The organism is Streptomyces sp. NPDC056628 (genome assembly GCF_042792555.1).
Taxonomy (GTDB): domain Bacteria; phylum Actinomycetota; class Actinomycetes; order Streptomycetales; family Streptomycetaceae; genus Streptomyces.
The window spans coordinates 29,789-52,575 of sequence record NZ_JBHTWG010000041.1; the positions used below are offsets into that span (position 1 = coordinate 29,789).

Annotated in this window: 19 protein-coding genes; 7 read left to right on the forward strand and 12 right to left on the reverse strand. The window is 73.2% G+C overall.

Annotated features, from left to right (window positions below):
• Positions 1 to 135 precede the first annotated feature (135 nt).
• Positions 136 to 1,023: a Gfo/Idh/MocA family protein gene (locus ACFRAC_RS31925; RefSeq protein WP_382936361.1), complete on the reverse strand. Its 888-nt coding sequence runs from the start codon at positions 1,021 to 1,023 to the stop codon at positions 136 to 138.
• Between the two features lie 234 nt (positions 1,024 to 1,257).
• Here ACFRAC_RS31925 and ACFRAC_RS31930 point away from each other — a divergent pair, with 234 nt between their 5' ends.
• Genes ACFRAC_RS31930 through ACFRAC_RS31945 form a run of 4 tightly spaced genes read left to right on the forward strand, consistent with a single transcriptional unit; the run spans position 1,258 to position 6,091 of the window.
• Positions 1,258 to 2,115 carry an aldo/keto reductase gene (locus ACFRAC_RS31930; protein WP_382936365.1) on the forward strand — a complete coding sequence of 286 codons (858 nt, stop codon included), beginning with the start codon at positions 1,258 to 1,260 and terminating at the stop codon, positions 2,113 to 2,115.
• A gap of 44 nt (positions 2,116 to 2,159) precedes the next feature.
• Complete coding sequence (locus ACFRAC_RS31935; protein WP_382936370.1) at positions 2,160 to 3,929, forward strand: ABC transporter ATP-binding protein; 1,770 nt, start codon at positions 2,160 to 2,162, stop codon at positions 3,927 to 3,929.
• Between the two features lie 57 nt (positions 3,930 to 3,986).
• Positions 3,987 to 5,255, forward strand: a complete 1,269-nt coding sequence (locus ACFRAC_RS31940) for a glycosyltransferase family 4 protein (protein WP_382936378.1) — start codon at positions 3,987 to 3,989, stop codon at positions 5,253 to 5,255.
• Complete coding sequence (locus tag ACFRAC_RS31945; protein WP_382936382.1) at positions 5,252 to 6,091, forward strand: transferase; 840 nt, start codon at positions 5,252 to 5,254, stop codon at positions 6,089 to 6,091. The genes ACFRAC_RS31940 and ACFRAC_RS31945 overlap by 4 nt, the downstream gene beginning before the upstream one ends.
• Before the next feature lie 12 nt (positions 6,092 to 6,103).
• On the opposite strand, the gene ACFRAC_RS31950 is transcribed toward ACFRAC_RS31945, so the two are convergent.
• Positions 6,104 to 6,454 (reverse strand): hypothetical protein, encoded by a 351-nt coding sequence (locus ACFRAC_RS31950; protein WP_382936385.1) that lies wholly within the window; start codon positions 6,452 to 6,454, stop codon positions 6,104 to 6,106.
• Positions 6,455 to 6,529: 75 nt separating this feature from the next.
• The gene (locus ACFRAC_RS31955; RefSeq protein ID WP_382936391.1) at positions 6,530 to 7,504 is read right to left on the reverse strand and encodes a GlxA family transcriptional regulator; all 975 of its coding nucleotides are present in this window, start codon (positions 7,502 to 7,504) and stop codon (positions 6,530 to 6,532) included.
• A gap of 194 nt (positions 7,505 to 7,698) precedes the next feature.
• Here ACFRAC_RS31955 and ACFRAC_RS31960 point away from each other — a divergent pair, with 194 nt between their 5' ends.
• Together ACFRAC_RS31960 and ACFRAC_RS31965 are read left to right on the forward strand one after the other, a co-directional pair.
• Positions 7,699 to 8,160, forward strand: a complete 462-nt coding sequence (locus tag ACFRAC_RS31960; RefSeq protein ID WP_382936396.1) for a DUF2269 family protein — start codon at positions 7,699 to 7,701, stop codon at positions 8,158 to 8,160.
• Between the two features lie 136 nt (positions 8,161 to 8,296).
• Positions 8,297 to 8,512 carry a hypothetical protein gene (locus tag ACFRAC_RS31965; protein WP_382936399.1) on the forward strand — a complete coding sequence of 72 codons (216 nt, stop codon included), beginning with the start codon at positions 8,297 to 8,299 and terminating at the stop codon, positions 8,510 to 8,512.
• A gap of 10 nt (positions 8,513 to 8,522) precedes the next feature.
• Here the strand turns inward: ACFRAC_RS31965 and tgmB are convergent, their stop codons facing one another.
• The 9 genes from tgmB to ACFRAC_RS32010 form a co-directional block, all read right to left on the reverse strand.
• Complete coding sequence (gene tgmB, locus ACFRAC_RS31970) at positions 8,523 to 9,497, reverse strand: ATP-grasp ribosomal peptide maturase (protein WP_382936404.1); 975 nt, start codon at positions 9,495 to 9,497, stop codon at positions 8,523 to 8,525.
• A 16-nt stretch (positions 9,498 to 9,513) separates the two neighbouring features.
• Positions 9,514 to 9,705 carry a putative ATP-grasp-modified RiPP gene (tgmA, locus tag ACFRAC_RS31975; RefSeq protein WP_382936407.1) on the reverse strand — a complete coding sequence of 64 codons (192 nt, stop codon included), beginning with the start codon at positions 9,703 to 9,705 and terminating at the stop codon, positions 9,514 to 9,516.
• A gap of 81 nt (positions 9,706 to 9,786) precedes the next feature.
• A complete protein-coding gene (locus ACFRAC_RS31980; protein ID WP_382936476.1) occupies positions 9,787 to 10,149 on the reverse strand; it encodes a DUF1232 domain-containing protein in 363 nt (120 codons plus the stop codon).
• Between the two features lie 215 nt (positions 10,150 to 10,364).
• A complete protein-coding gene (locus ACFRAC_RS31985) occupies positions 10,365 to 11,513 on the reverse strand; it encodes a hypothetical protein (protein ID WP_382936412.1) in 1,149 nt (382 codons plus the stop codon).
• A gap of 217 nt (positions 11,514 to 11,730) precedes the next feature.
• On the reverse strand, positions 11,731 to 12,225 hold the full coding sequence (locus ACFRAC_RS31990; RefSeq protein ID WP_382936415.1) for a lamin tail domain-containing protein: 495 nt from the start codon (positions 12,223 to 12,225) through the stop codon (positions 11,731 to 11,733).
• Positions 12,226 to 12,751: 526 nt separating this feature from the next.
• On the reverse strand, positions 12,752 to 14,116 hold the full coding sequence (locus ACFRAC_RS31995) for an FAD-dependent oxidoreductase (RefSeq protein WP_382936418.1): 1,365 nt from the start codon (positions 14,114 to 14,116) through the stop codon (positions 12,752 to 12,754).
• Between the two features lie 161 nt (positions 14,117 to 14,277).
• Positions 14,278 to 15,096 (reverse strand): chitosanase, encoded by an 819-nt coding sequence (locus ACFRAC_RS32000; protein WP_382936423.1) that lies wholly within the window; start codon positions 15,094 to 15,096, stop codon positions 14,278 to 14,280.
• Positions 15,097 to 15,248: 152 nt separating this feature from the next.
• On the reverse strand, positions 15,249 to 18,023 hold the full coding sequence (locus ACFRAC_RS32005; RefSeq protein WP_382936427.1) for a SpoIIE family protein phosphatase: 2,775 nt from the start codon (positions 18,021 to 18,023) through the stop codon (positions 15,249 to 15,251).
• Positions 18,024 to 18,065: 42 nt separating this feature from the next.
• Positions 18,066 to 20,594, reverse strand: coding sequence for a SpoIIE family protein phosphatase (locus tag ACFRAC_RS32010; protein ID WP_382936433.1), 2,529 nt, complete (start codon positions 20,592 to 20,594; stop codon positions 18,066 to 18,068).
• A gap of 424 nt (positions 20,595 to 21,018) precedes the next feature.
• Between ACFRAC_RS32010 and ACFRAC_RS32015 the strand changes: the two genes are divergently transcribed.
• Entirely contained in the window at positions 21,019 to 22,698 is a 1,680-nt protein-coding gene (locus ACFRAC_RS32015; RefSeq protein ID WP_382936438.1) for a hypothetical protein, read from the forward strand.
• The last annotated feature ends 89 nt before the right edge of the window (positions 22,699 to 22,787 follow it).

The following is a 22,787-nucleotide window of genomic DNA, read 5'->3' on the forward strand; positions in this document are numbered from 1 at the left end:
CCGCGGGCCCTTGTCCCCCCCCCCCCCCCCCCCCCGCCCCCCCCGGCGCCCCCCCCCCCCCCCCCGGGGCCCCGGGGCCACACCCCCGGTGCCCGCCCGCGGCCCCCGCCCGGGCCCCCCGGCCGGCCCCGCTCGTCAGCTTCCGTAGCCCAGCCGGGCCTCCGCGTCCGCCAGGATCTCCGTCACCCGCAGGCCGAACCGCGCGTCACAGGCGTGCGGTCGTCCGGTGCGGACCGCGCCCAGGAGGGCGTCCGCGGCCCGGCGCAGCGCGTCCACCGCGGTCGCGGTGGACTCCGGGAGCAGCGTCACCCCGGCCGGGCCCCGCAGCTCCACCGTGGCACCGGCCGCCGCGGGGGGCGCCGTGAGACTCAGGGTGAGCGTGCTGGAGGCGCCGCCGGCGTGCTCCAGGACCAGGTGGACCGTGTCCCCCGGGCCGTGTGCCGCCGCGGCGACCCGCCGGGCGTCGCCCAGGACCGGCAGCAGCACCGACAGGGCGTGCGGGCCGACGTCCCACAGTGCGCCCTTGTCCCGCCGCCACGGCGAGTCCGCGAACGGGCTGTCCTCGCCGCCGAACACCGCACCCAGCCACTCGGCCCGCCCCGTGAACCAGCTCTCGGCGGCGGCCTGCCGGCCGATCCAGTCCTCGAGCTCCGGCTGGAACCGCGCGGTGAAGAACACCACCGAGGCCACCCCGGTCTCCTCGGTGGCCGCCACGACGTCCCGTGCCTGCGCCGCCGTCGGCGCGAGCGGCTTGTCCAGCAGCAGATGGCGGCCGGCCCGCGCCGCCCGCGCCGCCAGGTCCGCCTGGATGTCCGGCGGCAGCGCCACCGCCACCGCGTCCACGTCGGCGATCAGCGCGTCGACGTCGTCGTAGGCGCGGACGCCGTGGGCGTCGGCGAGTTCCTTCGTGGGAACGGCACGGCGGCCCCACACGCCGACGAAGTCCAGCTCGCCATGCTCGCTCAGGGCGGGGGCGTGAGCCACCCGGGCCCACGGGCCGGTACCGAGCAGTCCGATGCGCATGCCGCCGCCTCTCACAGTGCCGGAAACCACCGGCCGAGCGTGCCACACCGGCCCGGGCGCAGCGCAAGCGGCCCGGTTTGCGGTCCCCGGCGGCGGGGACCCGCCAGGCGATTCAGCGGCGCCGTCGCTGAATGCGTTCTCCTTCTTCTATTGGACCTCGCGCGGCACGGCGGTCAGGCTGGTGAGGTCCGGGAACGTACACCACCGCGCGACAGCGAAAGAGGTCACGAGCCCATGCACACCCGCCGTATCGGGGACGTCGAGGTCAGCGCCATCGGACTGGGCGGGATGCCCATGTCCATCGAGGGACGCCCGGACGAGACCCGGTCCCTCGCCACCCTGCACGCCGCGCTCGACGCGGGCGTCACGCTCATCGACACCGCGGACGCCTACCACCGCGACGCCGACGAGGTCGGCCACAACGAGACCCTCATCGCCAAGGCCCTCGCCTCCCACGACCGCGGCAAGGACGTCCTCGTCGCCACCAAGGGCGGCCATCTGCGCCCGGGCGACGGCAGTTGGACGCTGGACGGCAGCCCCCGGCACCTCAAGGACGCCTGCGAGGCGTCCCTGCGCCGGCTCGGCGTGGAGGCCATCGGGCTCTACCAGTTCCACCGCCCCGACCCCCGGGTGCCGTACGCCGAGTCCGTCGGCGCCCTGCGCGAACTGCTCGACGAGGGCAAGATCCGCATGGCGGGCATCTCCAACGCGCACCCCGACCAGATCCGCGAGGCCGACGAGATCCTCGGCGGCCGGCTCGTCTCCGTGCAGAACCAGTTCTCCCCGGCCTTCCGCTCCAGCGAGCCCGAGCTGCGCCTGTGCGACGAACGCGGCATCGCGTTCCTGCCCTGGAGCCCGCTCGGCGGCATCTCCCGGGCCCGTGAACTCGGCTCCGCCTACGCCCCGTTCGCCCGGGTCGCCGAGGCTCACGGGGTGAGCCCGCAGCAGGTCTGCCTGGCGTGGATGCTCGCCAAGTCCCCGGTGGTCGTGCCCATCCCGGGCTCCAGCCGGCCCGAGACCATCCGGGACTCGCTCGCCGCAGCCGAACTGCGGCTCACCGACGAGGAGTTCGCCGAGCTCGACACCGTGTGACCCGCCGGTCCCGATCCCACGGCCTCGCGGGGAGAGCACCGCCGATGGCGTCGTCGCACGAGAGACCGCTCGACCACCGCTACCGGGACGAACATCCCGTCCGCACGCTCGCCTACCTGTTCCGCGCCGACCGTCACCGCCTCGCGGCGGCGGTCGGCGTGTTCACCGTCAAGCACAGCCCGATCTGGCTGCTGCCCCTGATCACCGCGTTCATCATCGACACCGTGGTGCAGCACCGGCCGGTCTCCCGGCTCTGGCTGAGCACCGGCGTCATCCTGTTCATCCTGCTGGTCAACTACCCCCTGCACGTCCTCTACGTCCGTCTGCTGCACGGCAGCGTGCGCCGGATGGGCACCGGCCTGCGCTCCGCGCTGTGCACCCGCATGCAGCAGCTGTCCATCGGCTACCACGCGCGCGTCAGCGCCGGTGTGCTCCAGGCCAAGGTCGTCCGCGACGTGGAGACCGTCGAGCAGATGGTGCAGCAGACCGCGGAGACGGGCCTCGGCGCCACCACCGTGCTCATCGGCGGCCTCGCCATCATCGCCGTGCGCACACCGCAGTTCGTGCCCGTCTTCCTCGTCGTCGTCCCCGCCGCAGCGCTCGTCGTCGCCCGGCTGCGGGCCCGGCTGCGCACCCACAACGAGCACTTCCGCCACGAGGTGGAGACCCTGTCCTCCCGGGTCACCGAGATGACCCGGCTCATCCCCGTCACCCGCGCCCACGGCCTGGAGGGCAAGGCACTGCGCCGCATGGACGGCACCCTGCGCCGGCTGCTCACCTCCGGCATGCGGCTCGACCTCGTCAACGGCCGCTTCGGCTCGCTCGCCTGGGTCGTGCTCAACGTGGTCGGCGTCCTGGTCCTCGCCGGCGCGGCACTGGTCTCGTACTACGGCGTGTGGGGCGTCACACCCGGCGACGTCGTCATGCTCAGCGCGTTCCTGACCACCCTCACCAACTCCACGACCACGCTCGCCGGTCTGGCGCCCGTCATCACCAAGGGCCTGGAGTCGGTCCGTTCGGTCGGCGAGGTCCTGCAGGCCCCCGAACTGGAGGACAACGAAGGCAAGGACGAACTCAGCGCGCTGCGCGGCGCCGTGACCTTCGAGGGCGTCACCCACGCCTACGAGGACGGCGGACGGCCCGCCGTCCGGGACTTCACGCTCGACGTGGCCCCGGGCGAGACCGTCGCCCTCGTCGGCGCGTCGGGCGCCGGCAAGTCGACCGTGCTCAACCTCGTGATCGGCTTCATCCGCCCCACCGCCGGCCGCGTCCTCGTGGACGGCACCGACATGAACACCCTCGACCTGCGTACCTACCGGCGTTTCCTGTCGGTCGTGCCGCAGGAGTCCATCCTGTTCGACGGCACCGTCCGCGAGAACGTCGCCTACGGCATGGACGACGCCGACGAGGAGACCGTGCGGGCGGCCCTGCGGGACGCCAACGCGCTGGAGTTCGTGGACCGCCTGCCGCAGGGCCTGGACACCCTGGTGGGCGAGCGCGGCGCACGTCTGTCCGGCGGGCAGAAGCAGCGCCTGGCCATCGCGCGGGCCCTCATCCGCGATCCCCGGGTGCTCGTCCTCGACGAGGCGACCTCCGCCCTGGACACCCGCTCCGAGGCGCTGGTCCAAGAGGCCCTGGCCCGTCTGCTGCGCGGCCGGACCACGTTCGTGGTGGCGCACCGCCTGTCCACCGTGCGGGGCGCGGACCGGATCGTCGTGATGGGCGACGGCCGGATCCAGGAGACCGGCACCCACGAGGAACTCCTCGCCCGCGACGGCGCGTACACCGCGCTGCACGGCGGCCAGGTGGCCTGAGACAACAGTGCGATAACGCAAGGCAACTGACGGAGTCTCGACGCGGTCTAGTCCACCATGAAGATCTCTTTCCTGCTGCACAACGCCTACGGGATAGGGGGCACGATCACCACCACCTTCAACCTGGCCCAGGCACTCGCCGACCGGCACCAGGTGGAGATCGTCTCGGTGCTCCGGCACCGCGAGCACCCCAACCACACCCTGGACCCGCGCGTGTCGCTACGCCCTCTGGTGGACCTGCGGCAGGACAAGGAACACCCTCTGCATCTGCGGCCGGCCCGCGTCTTCCCCGTCGCCGAGTACCGCTACCACCAGTACAGCGAGCTGACGGACCGCCGGATCGCCGAGGCACTGGCCACGACCGACGCCGAGGTCGTCATCGGCACCCGCCCCGGCCTCAACGTGCACCTCGCACGGCAGGCACCCGAGCACATCCTGCGCATCGGGCAGGAACACCTCACCCTCGACAACCACCCGCCCCGGCTGCGCACCACACTGCGCCGCGCCTATCGCCGGCTCGACGTCCTCACCACCGTCACCGAGGCCGACGCCGCCGCCTACCGGCGCAAGATGCGGCTGCCCGGCGTCCGCGTGGAGGCCCTGCCCAACAGCGTGCCCGATCCCGTGCTGCCTCCCGCCGACAGCACCGCCAAGGTGATCGTCGCCGCCGGACGGCTGGTCCCCGTCAAGCGCTACGACCTGCTCATCGAGGCGTTCGCCCCGGTCGCCGCCGCCCACCCGGACTGGCAGTTGCGCATCTACGGCAAGGGCGAGGAGCACACCCGGCTGCGCCGGCTCATCGAGCGGGTCGGCCTGAGCAACAACGCCTTCCTGATGGGCGCCGCCGCCCCGATGGAGGCGGAGTGGGTGAAGGGCTCGATCGGCGCGACCGCCGCCAACTTCGAGCCCTTCGGCATGACCATCGTCGAGGCCATGCGCTGCGGACTGCCCGTCGTCAGCACCGACTGCCCCTACGGCCCCGCCGAGATCATCGAGGACGGCGCCGACGGACGGCTCGTGCCCGTCGGCGACCGGGACGCCCTGGCCGCCGCCCTGCTGGACCTCGTCGGCGACGACGAACTGCGCGGCCGCATGGGCCGTACGGCCCTGCGCAACGCGCGGCGCTTCGGACCCGCCCCCGTGGTCGAGCAGGCCGAGCGCCTGATCGAGGCGGCGGCGACGGCCCGCCGGACCGGCCGGCCCCCGGCGCCACCGGAACCCGCACGCGTGCGCCGGGCCCTGGCCGGCCACGGCTTCGCCGCCCGGGACGCCGCCTACGCCGCGGCCTCCGCCGCCCGGCGCACGATCCGCGGAGGACAGCGATGACCACGACGACCGGAACGGCACTTGCCGCAGCGCCGCGCGCCGCCTGCACGCCCGACGCGGACGGACGGATCACCTTCCACCTCGCCCCGCCCGACCCGGCGGCCTTCCCGTCCCCCCGGCTGCTGCTGCGGCTGCGCCCCAAGAAGGGGGAGCGCGAGAAGACCCTCCGGACGCTCGACCTCACCGCCGGCGGCGACGGACGGCTGAGCGCCGTCCTCGACCCGCTGCCCGCGCTGCCCGAGGGCCGCTGGGACCTCTATCTGCTGCCCGCACCCGACGGGGAGCGGGTACGGTTGCGCCCCGGCCTGCGGGACCTGCGGGTCCTCGTGGACGGGCACCTCCGGGACCGGCCGTCACCGGTCGCCGTCCGCATTCCCTACGTCACCAAGGACGGGTACCTCGCGCTGCGGACCTGGCTGCGCGACGCCCACGCCGAGGTCACCGGCATCGACGTCACCGACCGGTCCACCACCGTCCGGGCCCGGCTGCACGGCGCCTCGCTCGACGCGGGGGCCTCGGTGCGGCTGCGGCTACGGGGCGGGAAGGGCGTCGAGCGGACCGTCGCACCGCGGGCCGGGGCGGACGGCCGCGACCTCGCCTTCACCGTGGACCACACGGACCTGCTCCCCGAGGGCGGGACGGGCGACCGCGTCTGGGACGTCTTCGTCCGGGCCGGCGCCGACGCCCCCCTGATCCGCGCCGGCCGTCTGCTCGACGACGTGGCGGACCGCAAGGCGATCTTCGTCCATCCCGCGGCCACGGCCGGGGATTTCGCGGTGCGGCCCTACTACACGGTCGACAACGACCTGGCGGTCGAGGTGGTACGGCGGACCTGAGCCGGCCACCGGTCAGGCGGCGCTGCTGCGGTGCGGCATCCGGTGCCGGCAGGTCAGGTCGTGCTCACTGCCGAGACTGGTCCACCACCGCTCGCAGCACGCCGCGTCGAGCTCGGCCCGCACGATGGCCTCGGCGGCGGCGTCGCCGCTCCGCCCGGCCCGAGCGGCCGACTCCCGCAGCAACTGGTCCTGTTCACCGATCACGGTCTCGCGCACCACGGCGATCACCGGCACCAGGCTGGCGGCGGCGAACAGGCACGCCGCCCACACGGGGCCGTAACGGATCTCCAGGACCGTGACCCAGGCGAGCCCGGCGCTCGTGGCCAGGTAGAGGAGGCAGAGGAGGCGGCTGGAACAGTTCATGGGCTACACCGTCCTTGGGGGGAGGATCGATACCTCTTGCCCAACTGTCGGCGGGCCAATACAGACTCGGGTGATTTATCCCACCGTTACCGAAGACGCTCCCGCGACGGTTCTTCCCTGGAAGGCGGCTCGATAGGCGTACGGCGTGGTGCCGACCACCCGCCGGAAGCGCTCACGGAACGCCGTCGGCGAGCCGAACCCGGCCTGCCGGGCGATGCGTTCGACGGGATGGTCGCTGTTCTCCAGCAGGTACTGGGCCCGCCGCACCCGTGCCCGCAGCAGCCACTGGAGCGGAGTGGTCCCGGTCTGCTCACGGAAGCGGCGGCTGAAGGTGCGCTCGCTCATCCCGGAGCGCTCCGCCATCACGGCGAGGGTGAGCTCCCCGGCCAGATTGTCCTCGATCCACTCCAGTACCGGTTCGAGCGCCGAGCCGCGCGGCACCGGCGGATGCTCGTGCACGATGAACTGCGCCTGCCCGCCCTCCCGTTCGAGTGGGACGACGGACATCCGCGCGCAGTGCGCGGCCACCGCCGATCCCAGGTCGCGGCGGATCATGTGCAGACACATGTCCAGTCCCGCGGCCGCCCCGGCCGACGTGAGGACGGAGCCGTTGTCCACGTACAGCACGTCCGGTTCCACCGTCACGGCCGGGAAGCGCCGGGCCAGTTCGCCGGTCGCCATCCAGTGGGTGGTGGCGCGCAGCCCGTCCAGCAGCCCCGCCTCGGCCAGCACGAAGGCGCCCGAGCACACGGAGGCGATCCGGGTGCCGGCCCGGGCCGCCTCACGCAGGGCCGCCACGACGGCGTCCGAGGGCCGCCCGAAGTGATCGATGCCCGGCACGACGACGGTGTCCGCGTCCGCCAGCCCGTCCAGACCCCGGTCGATGCGCAGGGCGAAACCCTCCGTCCGCACATCCGGCCGCTCCGCGCACAGCCGGACCCGGTACGGGCGGTGCCCGTCCGGCAGCCGCGCCCAGCTGAACATCTGGAAGGGCGCCGCCATGTCGAACGGCACCACGTCGTCGAGGACCAGGATCGCCACGGTGTGCATGGACGCCACCCTAGGCGGGTTCCCGCCGCCCGTAGAACGCCTGGTGGCATGAGGTGGACCTCGTCCAGGCACAGGTGGAAGCGGTTGGCGGGAACCCGTGGGAAGCTGTCGTTCACGCCGCTGTGCGCGGCCGGGGACGTTCTCTAGCGTGGGCGGCGCGACCACCCGCCGACACGGAGGAAACCCGGCTCCCCATGACCACGTTCCTGCTCACCCTGCACGTCCTGGCCGCGATCGTGGCCGTCGGACCCGTCACCGTGGCCGCCAGCATGTTCCCGCCCGCGGCGCGGCGCGTCCCCGCCGCCGACGGTGCCGTCGCGGTGGGAACGGTCCGGCTGCTGCACCGCATCTGCCGGGTGTACGCGGCCCTCGGGATATCGGTCCCGGTGCTCGGTCTCGCCACCGCCCTGGCCATGCGCGTGCTCGGCAGCGGCTGGCTCATCACGTCCATCACCCTGACGGCGGCGGCCGCCGGGCTCCTCATCGCGTTCGTCCTGCCCGGGCAGGACGAACTGCTGGAGGAACTGGACGCCGGACGGACCGTCGAGCGGTCCGCGACGGTGCGGCTCGCCCTGTTCACCGGCGTCTTCAATCTGCTGTGGGCCACGGTCACCGTCCTGATGATCGTGCGGCCGGGCTCCACCACGGGCACCTGAGCCCGGGACATAGCACCGGTTCGTCGCCCGTCCAAGCACTCTGGCAGAATTCGTACTTCAGTGTGCGTCGGCGCCTAGACTTCACAGCCGTGCCCAAAATGCACACAGGGCCACGACAGGAAAGGCGCGTTGACGGGTGTTCCAGGATTCCCCCATCTACGACCGGCTCATCGCGGAGCGCGGCGACATCCCCCTGCAGGTGCGCCGGGAGGCGGAACGGGTGAGCAGGGACCTGGAGTTCGTCCTTCAGCCGCTCCGGTCCCCGGGCCTCCCGCCGGTGTCCAGAGGCCAGGCCGCGCCGGCCCCGGCCTGGCAGCGCACCGCCCTCCCGCCGGGGCCCGCGTCGCTCTGACCCCGCCCCGTCAGACCATCGTCGCGTCCGCGTCACCACTGTGCGCCGGCCGTCCCGGCACCGGGGTGGCGAGCCACTCGGCGATGGACCGGGCGATCGGCTGACCGGTGTCCACCTCCACGAATCCGAACTGACCGGACTGGTTGCACTCCAGGAACCACCACGTCCCGTCGGCGTCCTCGGCGAAGTCGAACGCCCCGTAAGCGAGTTCGGCGCCGCGCAGATAGGCGTGGACGCCCTCGGCGACCCGCGCCCCCACCTCGACGGGCCGCCACGGGCTGTCGGACGGCGCGAACCGCACGTCCACCTCGGCGTCGGCACCCGCCGGCTTGCGGGCGGCCAGCAACTCCCCGCCGACCGCGGTGAGCCGGATGTCGGCGCGCTTGACGATCCGCCGCTGCAGCAGGGTCGGACCGAACGCCACCGCGGAGAAGTCCGCGTCCGGGGCCACCCTGCTGGTCGGCACCGCCCGCGGCGGGTCCTGCGGATGCGCGCCCGACACCGGCTTGACCACCAGATCCCGGTGACGCGCGGCGAACTCCCTGGCCGCCTGCGGGAACGTCGTGATCAACGTGGCGGGCACGGCCAGCCCGCAGCGCTGGGCGAGCCGCAACTGCCACGGCTTGTAGCGGGCCCGGCGGGCCGCGTCCGGATGGTTCATCCAGCCCAGGTTGCTGGCCCGCAGCATCCCGTAGAGGGCCTGACCGCCCTCCTCCGCGAGCCAGGGTGAGGGAGCGGCGGCCCGTGCCGCCGCGGCACCCGGCCGGCGTACCCACACCGACCGCAGCCCGCTCAGGGCCACCAGCCGTCCACCGGACGACAGATGGCCGTGGAAGGTGCCGTGCGCGTACTCGCCGGACAGCGCCACATCGCCGGTCAGGTCGGCGGGGTCGAGCCGGACCACCGGGACGCCGGCGGCGTTCAGGTGCACGACCACCATGTCCGCCGTCACGTCCTCTTCGTTGGTCAGAATCAAGACGGTCATCTTCGGCGTCCTGCGTTCAGTCGTCGAAGTGAGTCTTGGAACCCGCAGTGGACGTCGTGGTGCCCAATTCCCGCAGGAGCGCGTGATCGCTGGCGGCTATGCGCCCGTCACACAGCACGTTCAACTGCAGACCGGAGTCGTAGACGTACACAGCGGCGATCTCCAACTCCGCTGCCGGCCGTGCGTAGTTGAGCGCGAACGGTTGCATCGTCTCTCCCTCACAGGTGCTGCTCCGATCGAGCCTGGTCACCCCGCGGCGTCACGCTGCCCGACGCCCCTCGGTTTCCATCTACTTAAACGAATCGAACGAGTGGTTGGTTTCCTTACTTTCCGTGACCAACGGCGTCCGGTGGCCCGTCCCGGGCGAACGGCGCAGTGTGCGCAGTGCCAGCAAGAGCACGCCGACGTCGTCGAGATACACGGGATCGGGCAGCAGATCGGTGGGCAGCACGAGATACAGGACGGCTCCCCAGAAGACCCAGCGGGGGCCGGTCGGCAGCCCTGCGCGGCGCATCACGCGCCGGGTGCGCACCAGACGCGTCAGGACCGCGACGGCCACGGCGAGCACGACGGCCGCCAGGGCCGCCGCCGCGACGATCCATGTCGTGCTCGGCTCCACGGGTCCTCCTCCCGGCGGTGGCGCACGCCACACGCTCCGCAAGTCGGATTCCCCCTCGCGCCGCGCACATGGCATGACGGCCGTCACCCGGCCGCATCACGTCACCCGTCAGGACGGAAGACGCGCGATCGGGCCCGGTCACCTGCCCGGGCCGGCGTACGAAACCGTCCAGCGCCCCTCCGAAGCGCCTCCGACCGTTGCGGTACGCCCTCCCGGAGCGTCCGGCGCAGAGGCCGTACGGCGGGCCGTCAGCGGTCGGCGTTCTCCCGGGGCCGTTCGGCGGCCTCCTCGGGGGCGGGAGCCTGCTTGCGGACCCGCGCCGAGGCCTTGAGCCGTTCGAAGGTGCGGGTCAGCTGATGGAGCGGGGACGGGGCGGGGTCCGCGGGCGGCGCGGGCGGCAACGCGGCCACGGCGTCCGCGGACTCCCGGAAGGCGGCCAGCGCGACGTGCGCCTCCTCGGCGGCCTCCCGGTACAGGTCCCGTGACTTCGTCATCGCGTCGAGCGCCTCGGCGTACATCCGCACCAGCTCGCGCTCGCGCCCCAGTTCCTCCTCGACGGTGAGCAGGCTCCAGTCGTCGCGCAGCGCGGTCAGGGTGCCGTCGGCGCCGGCCGGAAGCGCGTGCGGCAGCGCCGCGTAGCGGGTGACGGCGTGGATGAGCTCGGCCGGCTCGGTGCCGTCCAGGAAGACGGTGCGGACGGTGAAGTCGTCGGGGTCGTAGCCGGACGGCGCCGGGGTCCCGGGGAGCACGACGGCGCCGCCGCGCGGAAGCTGCGGGCCGAGGTCGCGCAGGGCGTAGTTGACCACGCGCAGCTGGCTGGGGACGGCCCGGTGCTCCACCACCCGGTGCCGCAGGCCCGGCGGCAGCATGCCGGCCAGCGGGGTGCGGCCGCGCTCGTCCGTGGTCATGGCCTCGTGGACGAGGACGTGGACGCTCCCGCCGTCCCGGACGGCGTCCCGCAGCAGGCGCCGTACGGCCTTGTCGTCCGTGGGCAGGAGGTTGACGCTGCCCAGGGGGAGGCCGGTGGCGGCGTCGTGGGCCCAGGGCGCGTCGTCCTCCTCGGGCCAGAACAGGGCGGCCGGCGACGGCCACCGGGGGTCCCAGGGGGCCTCGGCCTCCGCGGCGAGCGTCCACACACGGGCGTCGCCGCCGCTCTCCGCCAGCTCCAGCCGGGCACGGACGGTCACCGCGCCGGCGACCCGCCAACGGGCCTCGAAGGCCGTCGCGTCGCTTCCGTCGGGGCCGGGTCGTTCCCGGAAGTCGTCGAGGGCGCCGCTGTCCTTGTGCCGGGTGAGGGCGGTCAGCAGGTCGTCCCGCGCTGCGGGTCCTCGGTGCCGGCCGCGGGCCGACCACACGGTGTGGGGAGTCATGGGGCGGGTGCGGGAGGAGCTGAGCATGAGTCCATCTGTGGCCGGGGGCGCGTGCTCAGTCCAGTATCGTCACCGCGCGCCCGGAACGGGTCAGCGGGGGTGCACACGGGGTGCGTGTCGCGCGCACCGACCGGCCCGCGCTCACTCGTGGCCCGGGCCGGTGGCGGTCGTGACAATGGCTCGGTGAGCGGGACCCGTCCACCATCCGCGTCGGGACGGGTCCCCTCGCCGGCCGGTCGGCCGGTCAGCTGTGGAACGTGATGTACCCGTTGCCGTCCCGGTCGTTCTGGCTGTTGGTGTAGGAGTGCGAGTCGGCACCCGCGCCCGACGGCTTGAACAGGTAGATCGTGTCCTTGTCGTTGTTCCACATGAAGTTGCAGTTGTTGCGGTAGACGACGTTGCCCGCGTCGGAGTCGGTGCCGCGGCCGCCCCGGAGCTTCACGTAGTCACCCGGCTGGAGGTAGTGGCTGCGGGTGAAGGTGAACGTGTTGCCGGCCTTGTCCTTCACCACGTAGCCCTTGAGGTCGACCGTGGAGCCCGACGAGTAGTTCTTGACCGTCAGGTACTCCTCGTCGGTGTTCCCGGTGCTGCAGCTGTTGGAGTCGCTGCCGGGCGCGTCGTACTGGACGCCACGGACCTTCAGCGCCGACGAGTACTCGGTGGCCTGGGCCGGGGCGGCGGTCAGGGCCGCGAGGGCGCCGGCGGCGACGGCCGTCGTGGCGATCGTGCGTATACGCATGGAGAAGCATCCCGCCTGTATGGAGCTTGTGTGAAGATCAGGAGTGTATACAACCATGCCGACTGTGCCGTCCACTTCACCGGAACGTGAGACGCGGGAGCCTCGGTGGGGGTATGCCCGCGGCGGCCGTTGAGGGGGGAGTGCGCCGCGGAACTCCTCGACGGCCGTGCTGATCCGGCGCATGAGGGCGGTGTCCGCGAGCCGCTCCAGGTACAGGTCGCGCCGGGCGAGGACGGTGGCGTCGACGCGGAAGTACGGCGCCATGGGCGGATTGACGAACGGTTCGCTGCCCCGGGGCGGCTCGGTGAACCGCGCGTCGCTGAACTCCCCGCGCGCGGCCGCCGCGACGGATCCCTGGACGATGCCCGGGCACTCCGGCGCGCCCAGTCGGTCTTCGTCCCGGGTTCGAGACGCGAGAACACTCGGGGAAGCCGACAGACGGTGATCTTCGGGGCCCGCCTGTTCTCGTGAGGAAAGGGCCGGGGCTCGCCGCCCCGGCCCTTTCCTGTCGTGCTCGCGAGCGCGCTTACGCGCCGCTCTCCCGCAGCATGTCCTCGCGCTCGACGATCTTCACGCGCTCACGGCCCTGGGGCTCGCCCAGCGCCTTCTCGGCGGCGTCGAGCTTGTACCAGCCCTCCCACGTCGTGAAGCGGATCTCACGCTCGGCCAGGAACGCCTCGACGGCCTCCGGCTCGGGCGAGGCCGGCGTCCGCAGGCGGCCGTTCGCGAAGTCGTCCAGCAGGTTCGCCACGGTCTCGTTCGCGTCGCCCTTGGTGTGGCCGATGAGGCCCACCGGGCCACGCCGGATCCAGCCGGTGACGTATGTCGACCGCAGGTGCTCGCCGGACTCCTGGACGACCCGGCCGCCCTGGTCGGGGACGGTGCCCGAGTCGATGTCCCACGGCAGCTTGGGGAGCTTGTCGGACAGGTAGCCGACCGCGCGGTAGACGGCGGTGACGTCCCAGTCCTTGAACTCGCCGGTGCCCTTGACGTTGCCGGTGCCGTCGAGGGCGGTGCGCTCGGTGCGCAGGCCCACGACCTTGCCGTCCTCGCCGAGGATCTCCGAGGGCGACTCGAAGAAGTGCAGGAACAGCTTGTGCGGCCGGTCGCCGACGTCGCGGATCGCCCAGTTCTCCAGCGTCTTGGCGACCATGTCGGCCTGCTTGTTGCCGCGCCGCGTCTCGATCGAGCCCGGGTCGTAGTCGATGTCCTCGGGGTCGACGATGACCTCGATGGTGGGGGAGTGGTCGAGCTCCCGCAGCTCCATCGGCGAGAACTTCGCCTGTGCGGGGCCGCGGCGGCCGAACACGTGGATCTCCACGGCCTTGTTCGCCTTGAGGCCCTCGTGGACGTTCGGCGGGATCTCGGTCGGCAGCAGCTCGTCGGCGGTCTTGGCCAGGATGCGGGCCACGTCCAGCGCGACGTTGCCGACACCGAGGACGGCGACCTTCTCCGCCTCCAGCGGCCAGGTGCGCGGCACGTCCGGGTGCCCGTCGTACCAGGAGACGAAGTCGGCCGCGCCGTACGAGCCGTCGAGGTCGATGCCCGGTATGCGCAGCTCGCGGTCGGCCGTCGCGCCCGTGGAGAAGATCACGGCGTCGTAGAACGCGCGCAGGTCGTCCAGGCTGATGTCATTGGGGTAGTCGACGTTGCCGAAGAGGCGGATCTGCGGCTTGTCGAGCACCTGGTGCAGGGCCGTGACGATGCCCTTGATCCGCGGGTGGTCGGGGGCCACGCCGTAGCGGATCAGTCCGAAGGGCGCGGGCATCCGCTCGAACAGGTCGATGGACACACCGGGTTCGGCGGCCACCTCGGACTTGAGCAGCGCGTCGGCCGCGTAGATCCCGGCGGGGCCGGCTCCGACGATGGCTACCCGCAGGGGGCGGGGCATGATCAGGTTCCCTTCGAGAGGCGATAGATCGACTCGAGGGAAGCCTAAACTAAGGCAAACCTTACCCGGTACACGGGTCCGGTCTATGAGCTCATAGATCAATTCTATGACCGGATCGGGTGTGCGGGCCGCCGGGTGCGGGGGCGGCGGCCCGCACCCGGTCAGTCGATGTGGAAGCTGTCGCCGTACACCTTCCAGTCCAGCGGGGTCCTCAGATCGAGGTTGCCCGCGCGCAGGAAGACCCGCTGGGCGGTGTCCACCCTGCTGGTGTCGCTGTGCGCCTCCTCCTGCCTCATGGCCCACACCCGCGCGTCCAGGAAGGCGTCGAGCCAGGCGGTCTCGTCGCCGCCCTCGGCGGGCGGGCGCGCCCGGCCCAGGGCGCGGCGGCGGATGCTGCGGAAGCTCGTGGGGTCTGTGCCGTCGCCGTGCATGACGATGGCGTCGTAGTAGGCGAACTGGCCGAGGGCGCGCAGCCCGTCCGCCTTGCCCTGGCGGACGGCCGGGTCGAAGTACACCCGGTCCCGCTCGTCGTTCTGCGCCGCCTTGAACGCCCGGTCCCCGGCGGCCCGCGCCCAGTCCCGCGGGTAGTCGGGGTCGAGCCCGGCGTGCGAGTCGGTGCCGTTCACCCGGCGGAGGGCCGGCAGGTAGCGGGCGAGGACGTTGCCGGGGCGGCGGTCCGCGTACAGCTCGACCAGGTCGAGCATGTCGCCCGTGCCGGAGCAGAAGCCGATGATGCCGGCGGTGTAGCCGCGGCCGTCGCCGATGTCCTCGATGTAGCGGTACTGCGCCTTCCAGTCGAGCGAGGAGTTCTCGGCGCTCGACACCAGCTGCATGGCGATCTCCTTCTTCGCCGGGTCGTCGAGTCCGGCCGCCGCGTGATGGGCGGCGGCGGGCGGGGCGTTCAGGAGCGGGACGGACGCGAGAGCCGCGCCGAACGCGGTCAGCAGGGTGCGTCGGGGCACGGGTGTGGGGTGCTTCACGGCGACTCCGATTCATCGTGGGGGAGGGAGGATGGGCCGTACGTGCACTGATAGGAAGGTTTCCTATCAGACGCGGGACATGCCGAACAGCGGGCGCGTCAAAGGTTCGTACCTATGCACAAAGAGGCCGTGCGGCCTGGGGCGGTGGCCCGCTACGGCAGGGGCTGCGCCGCCCAGATCACCTTGCCCGAAGGCAGATAGCGGGTGCCCCAGCGCTCCGCCAGCTGGGCGACCAGGAACAGGCCGCGGCCGCCCTCGTCCGTCATCGTCGCGTAGCGCAGATGCGGCGAGGTGCTGCTGCTGTCGAAGACCTCGCAGATCAGGCTGCGGTCGCGCAGCATCCGCACCCGGATCGGCTCCCCGCCGTACCGGATGGCGTTGGTCACCAGCTCGCTGAGGATCAGCTCCGTGGCGAACGTCAGCTCGCCCAGCCCCCACTTCTCCAGGGTCCGGGTCACCGCCGCCCGCACCCGTGCCACGGCCGCCGGGTCCGACGGCACGTCCCACTCGGCGACCTGGTCCGCCCCGAGTGCCCGGGTGCGCGCCACGATCAGCGCGATGTCGTCGTTCTGCCGGTCCGGCAGCCGCGCCTCCAGCACGGCACGGCAGGTCTCGTCGGGGGTCCGCCCGGCGCCCGCCAGCGCCTGCCGCAGCAGCTCCAGGCCCTCGTCGATGTCGTGCTCGCGGTCCTCCACGAGCCCGTCGGTGTACAGCACGAGCAGGCTGTCCGGCGCCAGCTCGAGCTCCGCCGTCTCGAACGGCAGCCCGCCCAGACCCAGCGGCGGGCCCGTCGGCACGTCCGGGAACTCCACCGAGCCGTCCGGACGGACCACGGCCGGCGGCGGATGCCCGGCCCGCGCGATCGTGCACCGCCGGGACACCGGGTCGTAGACCGCGTACAAGCACGTCGCGCCTGTCACCGGGGCGGTGTCGGCGTCCTCCGCCTCGTCCTGGTCGATCCGGGCCACCAGCTCGTCCAGCAGCCCGAGCAGCTCGTCGGGCGGCAGGTCAAGGGCCGAGAAGTTGTGCACCGCCGTGCGCAGCCGGCCCATCGTGGCCGCCGCGTGCAGACCGTGGCCGACGACGTCCCCGACGACGAGTGCGACCCGGGCCCCGGACAGCGGCAGCACGTCGAACCAGTCGCCGCCCACGCCCGCCTGCGCCGGCAGATAGCGGTAGGCCACGTCCAGCGCGCTCTGCTCCGGCAGCCGGCGCGGCAGGAGGCTGCGCTGCAGCGTCACCGCCATGCCGTGCTCACGGGTGTACCGGCGGGCGTTGTCGATGGATACGGCGGCCCGGGCGACCAGCTCCTCGGCGAGTGACAGCTCCTCCGAGTCGAACGGCACGGACTTGCGCGCCCGCCAGAAGCTCACCACGCCCAGTACCAGCGAACCCGCCCGCAGCGGCACCGCGATCAGCGAGTGGATGCCGAACTCCACCACCTGCGCCGACCGTTCCAGATCCTGCGCGCGCCAGCCCGGCGCCTCCTCCAGCCGCGGCTCGACCACGGCGTGCGCGCCCTTCAGCGCCCGGGCCTGCGGCGAGGAGTCCACGAACCGGATCTGCCGGCCCACCGGGTACAGCGGCGCGTCCTCGCGTGTCCCGCTGAGCGCGCACCGCCGGACCAGGGTCATCGCCTCCGGCTGTCCGCCGTCCAGCACCGCGTCGAACAGGTCGACGGTCGCGTAGTCCGCGAACCGGGGCACGGCGAGCTCCGCCAGCTCCTCCGCGGTCCGGGTGACGTCCAGAGAGGTGCCGATGCCGACGCCGGCGTCGTACAGCATGTTCAGGCGCTCGCGGGCCTCCTCCGCCCGGCCCGACAGGGCCCGCAGCTCCGTCGAGTCGCGGACCGTGGCCACACTGCCGGACGGGCGGCCGCGCAGATGCGTGGGCCGCTGGTTGACCGCCAGCAGACGGTCCTTGACCAGGTGCACCTCGTCCGTGGCCGTCCGGCCCGAGTCCAGCAGTCCGGCGGTCTCGGGGGCGAGCCCCAGGTCGAGGACCCGGCGCCCCTGCGCGTCCTCGGGCAGGTCGAGCAGCCGGTGCGCCTCGTCGTTGGCGAGCAGCAGCCGGCCCTCGTCGCCGACGATGACGACGCCCTCGCGCACCGCGTGCAGCACCGCGTCGTGGTGCTCGTACATGCGGGTCATCTCGTCCGGCCCCAGGCCGTGCGTCTGCCGCAGCAGCCGCCGGCTGACCAGGGCGGTGCCCGCCGTGGACAGGAGCAGCGCGGCGGCCGCGGCGCTCAGCACCAGCGGCAGCTGCCGGTCGGCGGTGCCGCCCACGGTGTCCGTGGTGATCCCCGCCGAGACGAGCCCCACCACCCGGCCGGCCGGGTCCTCGACGGGCACCACCGCCTGCACGAGGGGGCCGATCGTCCCGGTGATCTTTTCGACCACGACGTCACCGGCCCGCGCCGGCTCGATCGTGCCGACGAAACGCTTGCCGATGCGGTCCGGCTTGGGGTGCGTGTAGCGCAGTCCGTCGGCGCTCATGACGACGATGAAGTCCACGCCCGTCGCCTTGCGGGCCGCCTCGGCCCTCGGCTGCAGGACGGCGGTGGGATCGGGCTCCTCCAGCGCCTGCCGCGTGCCCGGCGCGTTCGCGAACGCCTCGGCGACCGCCACCGAACGGTTGCGGGCCTCCTGCGTGCTGTCGTAGCGCACCTGCAGCACCAGCGCGACCACCGCGGCGACGACCAGCAGCAGCACGATCACGACCTGCAGGACGAACACCTGACCGGCCAGACTGCGCCCGCCGACCGTCGACCGCACCGCGGAGAACCACCCCCGGTGCCGTCCCGGCTCTCCCGCCGGGGCGGGCCCGCGTCCGGACGCGACGGCGATGCGGCCGGGCGCCGTACGGACGCGCCGACCGCCGGGACGACGGGCCGACCGGGCCCCCGAACGACCCCTTAGTCGGATCATGTGCCATGTCTACACTGCCGCGCCCCGCGAGGCGAGACCCCCCTACATCGGCCGCAGCGGCATGGAACGCCGGGCCGCGAGCAGCAGGGCGATGTCGTCGGGGCGGTCCGCCGTGTGCCGGGCCGCCGAGGTGAGCCGGTCGGCCATGGCCGACAGCGAGCGCCCGCCCGGACGTCCGCCCGGCGCATCGGACCGGGCCAGCGCCGCCCGCAGCGCGCTGATCCCGACGTCGATGTCGACGCCGGGCCGCTCCACGAGACCGTCCGTGTACAGCGCGAGCACGGCCTCCGGCTCGACACGCAGCTCCGTGACCGGGTACCGGGCCTGCGGATCCACGCCCAGGACCACCCCGCCGGGCAGGTCCAGCACCTGCGTGCGGCCGTCGGGGCCGCGCAGCAGCGGGCGCGGATGCCCGGCCACCGCCGCGTGCGCGAGCCCGGTCGCCGGGTCGAGCCGGATGTAGCAGCAGCTGGCGAACAGCCCGGCGTCCAGGTCGATGAGCAGGTGGTTGGTGCCGCTCATGACCTCGTCGGGCGGCCGGTCGCCGAGCGCGAAGGCCCTGACGGCGCTGCGCAGCTGGCCCATGGTGGCGGCCGCCTGCACGCCGTGCCCCTGTACGTCGCCGATGACCAGCGCCATCCCGTCCCCGGCGGCCACGACGTCGTACCAGTCACCGCCGACCTCCATGCCCTGGGTGCCGGGCAGATAGCGGCCGGTGGTCTCCATCAGCGGGTGCTGCGACAGCCGCCGGGGCAGCAGCGCCTGCTGCAGCCCACGGGCGAGGGCGGCCTCGCTCTCGTAGCGCTGCGCCTTCTCCATGGCGTGCGCGATCAGCCCGGCGAGCGCGGTCAGGACCGTGCGTTCCTCGTTGCTGAAGCTGCGCGGCCGGTCGAAGCCGAGGATGCAGGAGCCGACCAGGCGCCCGGAGGCGATCAGCGGCAGAAAGGCGCGCGAGCCCTCCTCCGCGTCCAGGGCGATCCCCGGATAGGCGTCGGCGAGCTGCCGCATCGAGTCGAAGAAGAGGGGGCGGCCGCCGGTCAGGGTCTCCACACCGGGCAGCCGCTCGTCCATCCCCACCCCCTCGAACGGCGCCAGGAACCCCTTGGGGAAGCCGGTCTCCCACGCCAGGTACAGGTGCCGCTCCTGCAGCAGGTAGATCGCCAGCCGGTTGCCGCCGAACGCGGGCAGCAGTTCCCGCATCACCACGGCGGACACCTGACGGGCGGTGACGGCCTCGGTCAGGGCGATGGCGAGGATGATGGGGCGGTACAGCGGGGAGAGCGAGCCGGTCCCCGGGGGCTGGGGGGCGGCCTGTTCCTCCGGTGGATCCGACGAGGCGTCCGTGACCCGGTGCCCCAGCCGGACCGTGCAGGTCAGGAAGTCGGCGCCCGGATAGACGGACAGGGCGATCCAGTCGCCGGAGAACGGGTGCGGGGGACGCTCGCGCCCCGGCCCGGACGGTCTTCGGACGTGGAAGTGCACCGGGTCCGGGGACAGCAGCGCGCCGCGCAGATGGTCCTCCAGGGTCGGCTGGTTCAGCCAGGGCACCCCCTCCCACAGCGTGCGTCCCAGCAACTCGGTGCGCGGGCGGCGCAGCAGCCTCGCCGCGTGCGGGTTGGCGTAGACGACATGGCCCAGGCGGTCCAGGCACAGCACTCCGTCCGGCAGCAGATCGGCGGCCGCGTCCGCCGCCGAACCCGGCCGCGGGTCGAGGACGACGCCGCGCACCACCGGCGGCGCGGCGGGGCCCGGCGCGTCCGTGCGCGGACCCCACACCTTGACCAGCCGGGGCCCGCCGTGCGGGGCACGGACGCACAGCGGCAGTGCGGGCGTCCGTCCCCCGGCCGCCTCGCGCAGCACCGCCAGGACCCGCTCGGCGTCGGCGGGGGCGAGGGCCGCCGCGAACGACTCCGCCGTGGCGGGCAGGTCCCCGGACGGTACGCCCAGGACGCCGTTCAGCCACGCGTCCACCGTGAGCTCGCCGGTCGCCGGCCGCCAGGCGAAGCGCCCGACGTGCCCGGAGGGCTGACGGCTGGCCGGCGGGCGCACGCACAGCGGGCCGCCGTCCCAGGCGACCGTGTCCGGAATCTGGCCGTCCAGCTTCTCCAGCGCCGCCCCCAGCTCCTCGGCCATCCGTCCCAGGCGTTCACGCACCGGCATCAGTTCGGTGGCGTCCGCCGTCGAGGGCCGCAGCACCGTCAGTACGCCGAAGACCGTCGAGGACCCGGCCACGGGTAGGGCCAGGGAGCCGAACTGGAACGGCAGGGCCGCCGCGAACTGGGGGTAGCGCCGCATCGTCTCCGTCGCGTTCGGCAAGGTCACCTCGACGCCGAGCCGGAAGGAGTCGGCCACCGGGAAGGGCCGGTCGACGTGGACCCGCCACCACGGCCGGAACAGGGGACCCGGCAGCCCCTCCAGCACCGCGAGGCGCAGCAGTCCGGGCGTGCGGGAACGCAGATAGACCCCGGCAGCGTGGCCGCCGGACGCACTGATCGCCTGTGCGCAGACCTCGATCAGCAGTGCCGCCAGCCTGCCGGACCTCCGCTCCGTGCTCTCGGCGCTCCCAGTCATCGGTCCTACCTCGTCCGTACGCATCGCGCGTGCGACACAGCAAGAATGCGCCAGGACACACCTCGCCCGCACCTGGGCGGCGGGGACCGGCCACGGCGGCCGTACGGATCGCCCGAGGTCACAAGCCCCGCATGAATACCCGGACCGGCCGCGGCCACGCCCCCGGCCGGGATCCGGCCGGCGGTCCGCCGGCCGCCGGCCCGGGGGCGTGGCGCGCCGGCCGGCCGGGCACATCAGCAGAAGAGGGACCGACGGCGGGCGAGCGGCCGCGTCCACCGCGCGCCGTCCGCGCTTGGGCGCCCACGGGACGGGCCCCGGCCCGCTACCGGAGCGGCCCCCTTCCCGTTGTCGGTGCGACACCCCCGCCCCGCCACCGGGGCCCCGGGCACCTCGGTGGCGGCGGCGCACAGGCAGGAGAGCGACGATGGACCCCTACGACCTCGGTACCCGCACCCACCCCGTGACCACGTCCTGCGCGCAGGCCCAGCTCTGGTTCGACCGGGGTCTGACCTGGACGTACGCCTTCCACCACGAGGAGGCCGTCGCCTGTTTCGAGGCCGCCGCCGAGGCCGACCCCGACTGCGCCATGGCGTACTGGGGGATCGCCTACGCCCTCGGCCCGAACTACAACAAGCCCTGGGATGCCTTCGACGACAAGGACCTCACCGGCACCGTCGAGCGCACCCACGCCGCCGTGGAACGCGCCCACGAGAAGGCCGCGACGGCCACCCCGGTCGAACAGGCGCTCATCTCAGCGCTGCGCGCCCGCTACCCGCAGAGCCGGGCCGTGCCGGACTGCTCCGTCTGGAACGCCCCCTACGCCGACCGGATGCGCGCCGTCCACGAACTCGCCCCCGACGATCCGGACGTCGCCACGCTCTACGCCGACGCCCTGATGAACCTCACCCCCTGGCAACTGTGGGACCTCAGGACCGGTGAGCCGGCCGAGGGCGCGCGCACCTCGGAGGCCAAGGAGGTCCTGGAGCGGGCGCTCGCCTACCCGCGGGGGCGCGACCACCCCGGCGTGGCGCACATGTACGTCCACCTCATGGAGATGTCCCCGGCGCCGGAGCTGGCCCTGACCGTCGCCGACCGGCTGCGCCACCTGGTGCCGGACGCGGGGCACCTGCTGCACATGCCCTCCCACCTGGAGGTGCTGTGCGGCGACTACCGGCGTGTGGTCTCGGACAACACGGCGGCGATCGCGGCCGATGAGAAGTACCGCGCGCGGGCCGGGGCGATGAACTTCTACACCCTGTACCGCTCGCACAACTACCACTTCAAGATCTACGGAGCGATGTTCCTCGGGCAGAGCGAGGTGGCCCTGGACACCGTGGCGCAGCTCGAGGCGTCCATCCCCGAGGACCTGCTGAGGGTGCAGAGCCCGCCGATGGCCGACTGGCTGGAGGGCTTCCTCGCCATGCGCGTCCACGCCCTGATCCGCTTCGGCCGCTGGGACGACATCCTGGCCCTGCCGCTGCCCGCCGACCCCGAGCTGTACAGCGTCACCACCGCGATGACGCACTACGCGCGCGGGGTCGCCCTCTCCTCGACGCGTCGCGTGCGGGAGGCGGAGGAGGAGCGCGCGCTCTTCCACGAGGCGGTCGCCCGGGTGCCCGCCACCCGCATGCTCTTCAACAACACCTGCGCCGACATCCTCGAGATCGCCGGGGCGATGCTCGACGGCGAGCTGGAGTACCGCAAGGGGGACCACGTCGCCGCGTTCGCCGCGCTGGAACGCTCCATCGCACTGGACGACAACCTCCCCTACGACGAGCCGTGGGGCTGGATGCAGCCCACCCGGCACGCCTATGGCGCCCTCCTTCTCGAACAGGGCCGGGTCGCCGAGGCCGAGGCGGTCTACCGGGCCGACCTCGGCCTGGACGACACCCTGCCGCGGCCCTGCCGGCACCCGAACAACGTCTGGTCCCTGCACGGCCTCCACGAGTGCCTGGTGCGCCTCGGCCGGACCGGGGAGGCGCAGATGGTGGCCCAGCAGCTGCGGCTCGCCGCCGCCCTGGCCGACGTACCGGTGGAGGCGTCCTGCTACTGCCGGCTCGACACGGGCGGTGCGGGCACCGGGGACGCCTGCTGCTCCGGGTGAGGGGGCCGCTCGTACAACCCTTCGGTCCGGTCGGACGTCTTGGGTGTGGAACGGCGTTCCGCCGCAGTTCACCCCTCCGTCACCGACGT